The organism is Megasphaera sp. AF13-6AC, assembly GCF_027685385.1.
Classification (GTDB): Bacteria; Bacillota; Negativicutes; order Veillonellales; family Megasphaeraceae; genus Megasphaera; species Megasphaera micronuciformis.
On sequence record NZ_JAQCUN010000039.1, the window covers coordinates 1 to 10,918 of the forward strand.

Below are 10,918 nucleotides of genomic sequence, written 5' to 3' on the forward strand. Positions count from 1 at the left end.
TTCAACCAAACCGTCCAATTCACGACGGGGAATACCGGCATACCCTTTAACGTTAATAGCCTTAACTTGACCGCCGGCATCAACGACATTACGGAAGACCTTGAATTCCGTATCCTTTACGAGTTCCGTAATATCTTTGAACTTCATGTCAAAACGCAAGTCCGGTTTATCAGAACCGTAGTTTTCCATAGCATAGTCCCAAGTCATGCGCTGAATCGGACCGGGAATCTCATAACCGAGAGCCTGTTTGAATACATACCCGATCATTTCTTCCGTCAACTGTAAAATATCTTCCTGACTCATAAAAGACATTTCCATATCGAGCTGTGTAAATTCAGGTTGTCTGTCGGCACGCAAATCTTCATCGCGGAAACAGCGTGCAATTTGATAATACCGATCCATGCCGGAGATCATCAACAGCTGTTTAAAAATCTGCGGTGACTGGGGCAAAGCGTAGAATTTTCCTTCGTTGACACGGCTCGGTACGAGGTAATCGCGTGCCCCTTCAGGCGTACTTTTACAAAGTTCGGGAGTTTCAATGTCGATAAAGCCGTGCTGATTGAGAAAATCACGCATAGCATGCTTTACCTTATTTCTCATAATCAGGTTGTTCTGCATTTCCGGACGACGCAAGTCGAGGTAGCGATATTGGAGACGTATCTTTTCATCTACGTCAATATTATCTTCAATATAGAAGGGCGGTGTTTTGGATGTGTTCAAAATTCGTAATTCTTCACAACGAATTTCGATTTTGCCGGTTTTCATCTTTTCGTTTATTGTCGCTTCATCACGCATGCGGACAATACCGCGAACAACGAGGACATATTCCGTACGAACCTGTTCCGCTTTGTCAAACGATTCCTTTTCATAGTCCGGCGAAGCAACGATCTGTATAATACCCGTACGGTCTCGTAAGTCGATAAAAATCAAACCGCCGTGGTCGCGACGACGTTCAACCCAACCGCACAATACGACTTCTTTTCCCTGATCCTCTTCGGTTACGGCCGCACAATAATGAGAGCGGCTCAATCCTGCCATTGTATCCATTAAACTCATCCCTTCTTCTTGCTTTCTATATATTCAACAACGTCGCCAAGGGCTACCGTTTCCTGCTCTTTCGTCTCCATATTGCGAATTTGTGCCTGTCCCTGTGCCAACTCATCTTCGCCTATAATCACTGTAAAATCGGCATTTATCTTGTTTGCCGCCTTCATTTGTCCCTTCATGCTACGCCCGTTCGTATCGATTTCGGCATACAAACTCTTGGCACGCAAAGCTTGTTGCAAGATAAAGGCCTCTTTTCTTGCCTCATCGCCTAAGGCAACGATATAGGCGGGACGAATCTCTTCAACAGGAGGTAGCAGACCTTGTTCCTTTAAGGTCAGCAACAGCCGTTCCATACCTACGGCAAAGCCGATTCCCGGTACGGACGGGCCACCGATTTCTTCAATGAGTCCGTCATAACGCCCGCCTCCGCACACGGTGCTTTGCGCCCCTAAGGGAGCGTACATGATTTCAAAGGCCGTCTTCGTATAATAATCAAGGCCGCGCACCAGTCGGGGGTCCTTTTCAAAGGAAATACCGATTCCCGTCAAATAGGACTGGACCTTCTCAAAATGTTCGGCACATTCTTCACATAAATAGTCCGTAATGAGGGGAACCCCTTCAGACAATATGCGTTCACCGTCTTCTTTACAGTCCAGTACGCGCAACGGATTCTTATCCAACCGCGACTTACAGTCGTCACACAATTCATCTCTCTTACCGTCAAAAAACTCGATAAGTTTTTGTCTGTACACGGGACGACACTTGGGGCAACCGACGGAATTTAAATGAAGTACCAAATCATTGAGACCCATTTCACGGAAGAGTTGGAAGGCCATGGCAATTATTTCCGCATCTACTGCCGGGTCCTGAGAGCCTATTTCCTCTACGCCGAACTGGTTAAACTGACGATACCGACCGGCTTGCGGACGGTCATGTCGAAACATGGGTCCCATGTAATAAAACTTATGGACCTTTTGTTCCCCGTAAAGTTTATGTTCCAAATAAGCACGGACGACAGAAGCCGTATTTTCCGGTCTGAGCGTCATACTCCGACCGCCCCTGTCTTCAAAGGTATACATTTCTTTCGTAACGACGTCCGTCGTTTCACCGATACCCCTTAAAAATAATTCCGTACTCTCGAATATGGGTGTACGCACTTCGCCGAACCCGTAAATCCGACATATACTTCTGATTTTTTCTTCAAGTTTCTGCCAGTCTCCCGTTTGTTCGGGCAAAAAATCCTGAGTTCCCCGCGGTGCCGTAATGGCCATTATCAATTCACTCCTTCATATACGGAAGTACACAAAAGACGACGCCGCTTCATCCGCTCTGTCAAGGCTTCCGTGTACTGCCCTATATCTTTAGGCATATACATTTTTTCCATCTTTTTATGAGGCACGATAAACTTCGTGGCACTCCCCGGGCCGACGCCCAACACGGTTTGTCGCTCTTCCATCATCTCGATATTATAGCGACTTACAGCCCCGTCCTTAGCATATCCGATATTGGCGAACTCGGCCGCCATATACTGCTGACGATACAAATAATACGGAGCATATCCTTGTCGACAAAGTGCCTCTTCAGCCGATGTTACCATCTCTTCCACAACCTGCACAGGCGGTATTTCTTCCCGTAAAGTATGGCGAAACAAAGGTGCCCCCTTTTTTAATGCTAACGTATGAATTGTAACATTTTCCGGGGCCAATTGGCAAACGGCTTCCAGGTTCTGCCGCATGTCTTCTACCGTTTGTCCGGGAAGACCGGCAATAAAATCCATATTGATGACACTAAAGCCGGCGTTACGGCAATAATCGAACATACGGTATATGTCTTTAACAGTATGACGACGACCGAGTTCATCCAGCAAATGTTGCTGCATGGTCTGCGGATTAATACTGATGCGGTCGACACCGCAAGCTCTCAGTATTCTCGCCTTCTCTTCAGTCATTGTATCGGGGCGCCCCGCTTCTACCGTCCACTCCCGACAATCTCCTGCCAGGGGCTGCAAAGCACTCATAATGCGTTCGACAGCTTCTACAGATAAGGAAGTCGGTGTACCGCCGCCTACATAAATACTGTCTATGCGAATCCCCGTATCGCTACACAAGCACTGTACATCCTGTATATCCTCGATAAGTTTATTCGTAAAATCCAGTAAACGCTCCGCCCTTTCATTGCCCACAAGACGCGACGGAAAGGAGCAATACAGACAATGACTGGCACAATACGGAATGCCTACATATAAAGCCGCATCCCGAGTCTCATGTTGTACAACATAAGGTCGCTGCGTTACTGCCACCTGCACCAACAAATCCGCCATTCTGTCCGCTACGTCAAAGTCCTTACACAGCCGATGTCGTACTCCTTCAGGCGACAACCCTTCGTCCAAAAGGGTATGAACGAGTTTTATAGGACGAACACCCGTAAGTTTCCCCCACGGCGAAGGCGGCCTCTTTGTCAAGGTGCGGCAAGCCTCGAGCAGATAATTCTTTACTTCCTTCTTGGTAGTAACGACATAGGGCCCGAAATTACAAGCCTGTCCGTTCGGAGCCGTAAAATATCCGTCCAAAACCAGAATCTTTCTCCGACTCGTAAGACGAACGGCCGCTTCCTTGCCATCACTGTCATAAACATATCCCAATGAAGCAAGGACCTGACCGACAAGGCCGTGCCAGTCGTCAGGTCCCGTATATACATATGCGGCCGCTTTTTTAGTCACGATCCGTTTCCTGCGGAAAGCCGTTATCTAAACCTGCAGCCTTACGTTTCGCTTCACATTCTTCGCAATAGCCGTACACTTTTAATTGGTGATCTACCGTATGGAAATGCAATCTCTTTTCCAAAATCGTTTCCAATGTTTCCAATAAATCGTCCTTGCATTCCCACACCTTACCGCAGTCAAGGCAAATAAGATGATGGTGGAAATGACCGTCTTCTTCACAATCATTCAATTCATAACGACTACAACCGTCATCAAAATCCAATTTTTTCAACAAGTCCATTTGCGTAAACAGATCAAGAGTTCTGTATACAGTCGCCAAACCGATATCGGGGGCCGTCTGTTTAACCAGTTCAAAAACGTCTTCAGCACTTAAATGACGAGCCGTACTTTCCACAAAAGCTCGCAAGACCACTTGACGCTGAGACGTCATCTTATATTTCTGGTCCTTAATCTTATCTTTCATACGTTTCATCATCAATTCCATTACATCATCTTTAGTCTTTTCCATCGTTCTTTGACATCCTTTCTCTATAAGAACTGAAAAACCATAAGTGTCGTGCCGTAGTTTGCAATACGGCTACAAGAGGCACTGTCAAAATCATACCGGCTACACCGAAAAGGGTGCCGCCTATTAAAAGGGCAATGACGATAACCACAGGGTGGATGCTGATAACCTTCCCCATGACCTGAGGCATAATCAGATGCCCGTCTATTTGCTGAACCACAGCGTAAAAAACGAGAACCTTCAAAGCCAGGGACGGACTGATAGTCGCACCGAGCAGGATAGCCGGTATGGCTCCGACAATGGGCCCGATAACGGGAATCCACTCCGTAATGGCCGCTAAGAGAGCAATGACCAAAGGATAGGGAACCCCCATAATCCACATCCCCGTAAAGGTCAGGCAGGCTATAATGCAACTCATAAGAAGCTGCCCGCGAATATAACGACTCAAAACAAGGCTCAGTTCCTCGAAATACGAGCGTAAATGAAGCCTATAGTCGGACGGATACAGATTGACAAAGGCGTTCATCATCCGTTCCCCGTCCTTCAAAAAATAAAAGGTTATAAAGGGAACGACAAAAAACTCTACGACTGTACCGGCAATGGCAAAGACCGACTTAACCAGATTTGAAATGCCGTCAATGCCGTAGTTACTGACTTTAATAAAGGCTTCATTAACAATTGCCTTGACCTGATCGGGAATATAAATAGGTGCCTGATCGCTTTCAAGTTGAATTACAAGCTCATACGTCTGACTGACAATGGTACTGAAGTTATTGGCCAGCAGGTTTAACTGACCGATTAACGGTTTCAAAATGCTGTTTGTCATGGCGGCAATGACTGCAATCAAAACAACGAATGACAGCAAAATTGAAATATCAATCGGCACCTGTCTTCTAAAGAGCCGCACCAGTCCTTTTTGAATCCCATCCCTAAGGGGCGTCAAAATAAAGGTAATAATCAATGATACAATGACAGGCCAATAAATTTCCTTTACTGCTAAAAACAGGCACACGCCCAAAATCATGAGAACGACGCGCAACCTGAATTCAATCGTTTTATTATTAGACACCTTACCAGCCTCCGCCGAGGAACGGATTATTTCTCCGTTCATACCCTATATCCGTAGCCGGCCCGTGACCGGGAAGCACTACCGTGTCATCAGGTAATTTCATTAATTTTTCTTCAATACTGCTAACTAAAACATGAGAATCACCGCCGTAAAAATCGGTTCTTCCCACTGAACAACGAAACAGCGTATCTCCGGCGAACAAGAGTCCCGCCCCGTACAGGCAAAGGCCGCCGGGGGTATGTCCAGGCGTTTCGATCACTTTAAAAGGTACACCCGCAAAGTTTATAACTTCTCCGTCCGTAGCAATGTGTTCAGGTGACGTGATAATAATTTCCTTACCCAGGAACATGGATAAATTGTTACGTGAGTTGGCAATGAGATCCACATCACCCTTGCCGATATAGACGGGTACTTCCTTATGATTTCTCACTTCCTGTAACGCGCCGATATGGTCGGCATGTCCGTGCGTTAAGAACACAAACTTGAGAGTCACCCCGAGAGCGTCAAGCACCTTATCAATTCGCTCATAATCCCATGCCGGGTCGATTAAAAACGCCTCTTTTTCAACATCGTCATAGACAATATAACAATTGGTCTCCAACGGGCCGAGCGGAAGGGTCTTATACTGTATGGCCATAAGCGTTCGCCTCCTAAAATTCTTTCTTACTGTCTAACAAAATCGTAACGGGACCGTGGTTATCCAAAGAGACGACCATTTCCGTCTGAAAAACTCCCGTCGCCACACGAACGCCCTGTTTTTCCACGTACTGTACAAACTCTTCATATAACCGGTTCGCCAAATCCGGAGGTGCCGCTGCCGTAAAACTCGGCCTGCGTCCGTGACGTACATCTCCGTACAGGGTAAATTGGGAAACGACCAACATTTCACCGCTCTTTTGTAAGAGAGACTGATTCATCTTACCTTCTTCATCTTCAAAAATGCGAAGATTCAATATTTTATCCGCCGTGTAAACAACATCTTTTTCGTCATCATCCCTGCCTACACCTAAAAGAACCGTCAATCCTTCACCGATGCGGCCCGTTTCCGTTCCTTCCGATGTTACAGAAGAACGTATTGTCCGTTGTACAACCGCTCTCATGACTGACTGCCTCCCGTAAAACGCTGCACTTTATATACATCCTTCAAACGACGAATTTTCGTGGCGACAAATTCGAATTGGGCCAAGTCCTTAATACTGATACCCAAGTGAATGGTTACACTCTTTGTTTCCGATACCTTTGCGTTAATGGACGTAATAGAAATCTTCATCTCCGCCAAAGCGGCCATAATATCGGCTATCATGCCGGTCCTGTCATAGGCTGAAATTTCCATATTTACCTCGAAAGACTCGGACATGCCGTAATCCCATTCCACATCAATCAGTCGGTCCACGTCTTCATCAAGGCGCACATTAGGACAATCCGCCCGGTGGACGGAAACCCCCCTGCCTCTGGTAACAAAGCCGATAATCGGATCTCCCGGAACAGGGCTGCAACATTTTGATAACCGCACGAGCAGTCCCGACTCGCCTTTTACGAGAACCCCCGAATGATTGTGTCCTGATGCTTTACGAGGCTTGAGCTTTTCAATAAGCGATTTTTCATTCTGCTCGTCGTCAACTCTATCCAATTCTTTATGCAATTCCAAGAGCTTAATAAGAACCGTATTGACGGCAAACCCGCCGTAACCGACAGCAGCCAGTAAATCATCTTCCGTACCGGCATTCATCTGCTTGGCGACCTTGGCTATACGACCCGAATGACTTACCAACTTCCAATCATGACCGAGGCGCTTACATTCCTTTTCCAGAGCGACTGATCCTTTTTCAATATTTTCTTCTCTGTTTTCCTTTTTAAACCAGTTCCGTATTTTCGAGCGACTTTCCGAACTGCCTACAATCTTCAACCAGTCTAAACTCGGCTTACCGGTTTTAGACGTAATAACCTCGACAATGTCACCGTTCTTCAAGGCATAGTCCAAAGGCACGATTTTTCCGTTAACCTTGGCCCCTACACACCGGTGGCCTACATCCGTATGAATACGGTATGCAAAGTCAATGGGAATAGCTCCCTGCGGTAAATCGATAACATCACCGCGCGGCGTAAATACAAACACTTCATCGGAAAAGGCGTCCAGTTTAAGGGCATTCACAAACTCTTGAGGGTTGCTCGTATCCTGCCACTCCAACAGATTTCTCAGCCACCCCATCTTTTCATCAAAACCTGTCGCCTTTTGCGAGGCTCTGCCTTCCTTATACCGCCAATGAGCGGCTACCCCGTATTCGGCAATATGGTGCATATCCCATGTACGAATTTGAATTTCAACAGGCTGTCCGCGCGTACCGATAACCGTCGTATGAAGAGATTGATAATTATTCGGCTTCGGCATGGCAATATAATCCTTAAACCGATAAGGCAGAGGTTTCCACAAACTGTGGACAATACCAAGAACGCCGTAACAATCCTGAACTGTATCAACAATAACGCGAATGGCGTAAAGATCGTAAATTTGACTCAAATCGCGATTGTCTTTCTTCATTTTTTTATAAATACTGTAAAAATGCTTGGGCCTTCCGTTTATTTCAAAGCTGATGGACGATTCGGTCAGCGTCTTTTTCAGTACATCAATGGCTTCATTGACAATTTCTTCGCGAACCTTCCGTTTTTCTTTCATTTGATCTACCAAGTCGTAATACTTGTCAGGCTCCATATAGCGGAAAGACAAATCTTCCAGTTCCCACTTAATATTGAAAATCCCTAAGCGATGTGCCAACGGAGCATAAATTTCCAATGTTTCTTGAGCAATGCGCTTCTGTTTTTCACTACGCATGTACTTTAAGGTTCGCATATTATGCAGTCTGTCTGCCAGCTTAATAACGACGACACGAATGTCTTTAGCCATGGCCAAGAACATTTTACGCATACTGTTAACCTGCTGGTCCTCTTTCGTACGATAGTCCAAACGATTTAATTTAGTAACACCGTCAACAAGAAAGGCCACTTCCTTACCGAAGATTCGTTCAATATCCTCCAGCATATACTCCGTGTCTTCTACGACATCATGCAACAAAGATGCCGTAATCGTCGTCGTATCGATTTCCATATCAGCCAGAATTTCCGCTACAGCTAAGGGATGAAGGATATACGGATCCCCGTTAACCCTCTTTTGTTCCTTATGTGCCTCATCGGCCAATTCGTATGCTTTGCGAATATTTTCACAAGTTTCATCGGGCTGATATGACTTAATTATTTCTATGAGGCGATTATAGGCTTCTTCTTTTTTCGAAATTTCCATCTTTCTGCCTCCTTATAAACCCGAGCCGACCGCCCTGAATGTGGGCGAATCGTTTAAAGACAATTTACTTCCCTGAGCGGGCATTTCATAATATATATCTTCATCATCAGATGAAGTAACCAGTATCCCCAACTCCTTAAAAATCTGCAGGGCCGTCAGTACATCATGTCCGTCTATCAATGTCACTGCATCAAGCATATACCGTCTTGTGTCACTGACAGTACGGCGGCCTTCCCCTACATAGGTCTTTAAGACCTTATATATGTCTACCATATCGTTTCTAGTAAGGGTCGGCTTGTATTCATGGGTTAAGCGCATATCACGCAATACAAGCTGAGCCGTAGTTCGATCGTGATATGTATTGAGTTCCGGCTGAAAAGCCAGGTCCACTTCGTCATTCCGTAATATATAGTCCGCCTTATCAGCCATTGACCAGCCTACACCGCTCAAGCGACAACCGTCTTCACTTTCAGCAACAATCCGCAAATGCGTCTTCTGTCTGCCTATTTCCTTAATATCATAAAGAAGCGCATTTTTTAAAACGAAGAGAGGACGAGTATTTCCCATGCCGTAAGGTTCGAGGAGACTCAATTCGTGAACCGTATCGACCGTTACGTCCTCACCTGCCACCACGGAATCTACATTTAATACGGGAATGTAGTCTTTCTCCGTCAAATGCCGTGATGCATATTCGTTCATCCGTTCTCGCAAAGCGTCAATATTCTCCTGAGCAACGGAAAAGCCGGCTGCCATGGCATGCCCTCCGAACTGAATGAGAAGTTCTTTGCACGAATTCAGAGCTTCATACATATTAAAGCCGGTAATACTCCGACATGACCCTTTGCCTACACCGTCTTTAACGGATATGACCAGAGACGGTTTATAGTATTTTTCAATTAAACGGGATGCGGCTATACCGATAACTCCGCTATGCCAACCTTCACCGGCAACAACAAGGACATGGTCGTCTTCATATCCTTCACTTTCCACCTCGTCTATGGCTGCCGTTGTAATAGCCCGCTCGATGTCCTGTCGCTGTGTATTTAAATCATGCAGTTCTTCAGCCGTTTCTTTTGCCTTATCAGAATCTTTTTCCAAAAGGAGAAACACTCCCTTTTCGGCATGGCTGATACGCCCGGCAGCATTTAACCGAGGCGCAACGGAAAAGGCGATATTTCCTGCCGAAATTTTCGTCGCATCCAAACCCGTCGTTTCTATTAAAGCTTGAATACCGAAATTATCGCCTTCGGCAATACGTGACAGTCCGTCAGCCACTAAAATTCGGTTTTCCCCCGTCAGCGGTACCAGATCCGCTACGGTACCCAAAGCAACCAAAGATGTATATTCCTCAACGCCTGTCTTGCCGGCCAGCATTCTTAAGGCACGGCACAGTGTATAGGCTACCCCCACTCCCGCTAATTCCTTATAAGGATACATGCAGTCTTGCTGCTTCGGATTGATGACGGCATATCCTTCAGGAATATGTTCCGACGGTTCGTGATGATCCGTAATGATAATATCTGTCTGCGTGTTGAATTCCTTGACCAGCTTAGCTGAAGAAATACCGCAGTCGACTGTAATAATTACCTCGGTTTTGTCGCGCACCAACTCTTCCAATGCATCCCGGTTCAAGCCGTACCCCTCAGACTGCCGTTCAGGAATGTAAAATGCCGGATCGGCGCCTAAATCACAAAGAGAACGGTACACTAAGGCTGTTGATGTAATTCCGTCTACATCATAATCTCCGTACACGACGATTCGCTCGCCTCGTTCAATAGCCGTGAGAATACGTTCAGCTCCTTTACGAACATCTTTCATAAGAAAAGGATCGTATAATGACGATATATTATCATACAAAAAATGCTTGGCATCTGTCGAATCGGTGATTCCCCGATTGACAAGTGTACGGGCCAATAAGCTTGAAATGTGAAGTTGTTCTTGTAATTGCCGCACCGTTTCCTGTGACGGTTCAGCATATATCCAACGCATGTCCATATATGCCTGCTAAAGAAATAAATAACAGCTATCAATTAGTTAATTCATTCTAGCACATTTTCATTCTCAAATAAAGCTATTTTTTTGAGAAAACCATAATTTACCATAGCGTATTTACATCCTTACTATCTTTTTGACAATAGAAAAAAACAACCGCCTCTCGTAATGAGAGACGGTTGTTAAGTTTAACTCTGTCGAGTCTATTATTTAGCTTCAAATCCCGCTTGTAAACGGACATAGGATTCACGACGAGCACGCGCATCCGCAACGGTCTTTTCATAGAGG

The 10,918-nt window shown here is 45.7% G+C and carries 10 protein-coding genes; all 10 read right to left on the reverse strand.

What is annotated here, in order from left to right:
• Positions 1–1,047: aspartate--tRNA ligase (aspS, locus tag PGX78_RS03550; protein WP_270445424.1), on the reverse strand; the 1,047-nt coding region annotated here is incomplete at its 3' end.
• Positions 1,048–1,052: 5 nt separating this feature from the next.
• Positions 1,053–2,318, reverse strand: a complete 1,266-nt coding sequence (gene hisS / locus PGX78_RS03555; protein WP_270445425.1) for a histidine--tRNA ligase — start codon at positions 2,316–2,318, stop codon at positions 1,053–1,055.
• A gap of 2 nt (positions 2,319–2,320) precedes the next feature.
• Positions 2,321–3,766, reverse strand: a complete 1,446-nt coding sequence (gene hemZ / locus PGX78_RS03560) for a coproporphyrinogen dehydrogenase HemZ (RefSeq protein WP_270445426.1) — start codon at positions 3,764–3,766, stop codon at positions 2,321–2,323.
• Positions 3,759–4,277 carry a Fur family transcriptional regulator gene (locus PGX78_RS03565; RefSeq protein ID WP_006942824.1) on the reverse strand — a complete coding sequence of 173 codons (519 nt, stop codon included), beginning with the start codon at positions 4,275–4,277 and terminating at the stop codon, positions 3,759–3,761. Before PGX78_RS03565 ends, hemZ begins: the two co-directional genes overlap by 8 nt.
• Positions 4,264–5,343, reverse strand: a complete 1,080-nt coding sequence (locus PGX78_RS03570; protein WP_270445427.1) for an AI-2E family transporter — start codon at positions 5,341–5,343, stop codon at positions 4,264–4,266. The genes PGX78_RS03565 and PGX78_RS03570 overlap by 14 nt, the downstream gene beginning before the upstream one ends.
• A gap of 1 nt (position 5,344) precedes the next feature.
• Complete coding sequence (locus PGX78_RS03575; protein ID WP_270445428.1) at positions 5,345–5,980, reverse strand: MBL fold metallo-hydrolase; 636 nt, start codon at positions 5,978–5,980, stop codon at positions 5,345–5,347.
• Positions 5,981–5,993: 13 nt separating this feature from the next.
• Positions 5,994–6,443, reverse strand: a complete 450-nt coding sequence (dtd, locus tag PGX78_RS03580; RefSeq protein WP_270445429.1) for a D-aminoacyl-tRNA deacylase — start codon at positions 6,441–6,443, stop codon at positions 5,994–5,996.
• Positions 6,440–8,638: a RelA/SpoT family protein gene (locus tag PGX78_RS03585; RefSeq protein ID WP_270445430.1), complete on the reverse strand. Its 2,199-nt coding sequence runs from the start codon at positions 8,636–8,638 to the stop codon at positions 6,440–6,442. The genes dtd and PGX78_RS03585 overlap by 4 nt, the downstream gene beginning before the upstream one ends.
• A 12-nt stretch (positions 8,639–8,650) precedes the next feature.
• Entirely contained in the window at positions 8,651–10,633 is a 1,983-nt protein-coding gene (gene recJ / locus PGX78_RS03590; protein WP_270445431.1) for a single-stranded-DNA-specific exonuclease RecJ, read from the reverse strand.
• A 100-nt stretch (positions 10,634–10,733) separates the two neighbouring features.
• A partial coding sequence (locus PGX78_RS03595) for a hypothetical protein (RefSeq protein ID WP_270445432.1) occupies positions 10,734–10,918 on the reverse strand: 185 nt, incomplete at its 5' end.

Coding starts and splice junctions, on each gene's coding strand:
- hisS (WP_270445425.1), bottom strand. CDS start 2,318: ATGGCCATTACGGCACCGCGGGGAACTCAGGATTTTTTGCCCGAACAA.
- PGX78_RS03565 (WP_006942824.1), bottom strand. CDS start 4,277: ATGGAAAAGACTAAAGATGATGTAATGGAATTGATGATGAAACGTATG.
- PGX78_RS03575 (WP_270445428.1), bottom strand. CDS start 5,980: ATGGCCATACAGTATAAGACCCTTCCGCTCGGCCCGTTGGAGACCAAT.
- dtd (WP_270445429.1), bottom strand. CDS start 6,443: ATGAGAGCGGTTGTACAACGGACAATACGTTCTTCTGTAACATCGGAA.
- PGX78_RS03585 (WP_270445430.1), bottom strand. CDS start 8,638: ATGGAAATTTCGAAAAAAGAAGAAGCCTATAATCGCCTCATAGAAATA.
- recJ (WP_270445431.1), bottom strand. CDS start 10,633: ATGGACATGCGTTGGATATATGCTGAACCGTCACAGGAAACGGTGCGG.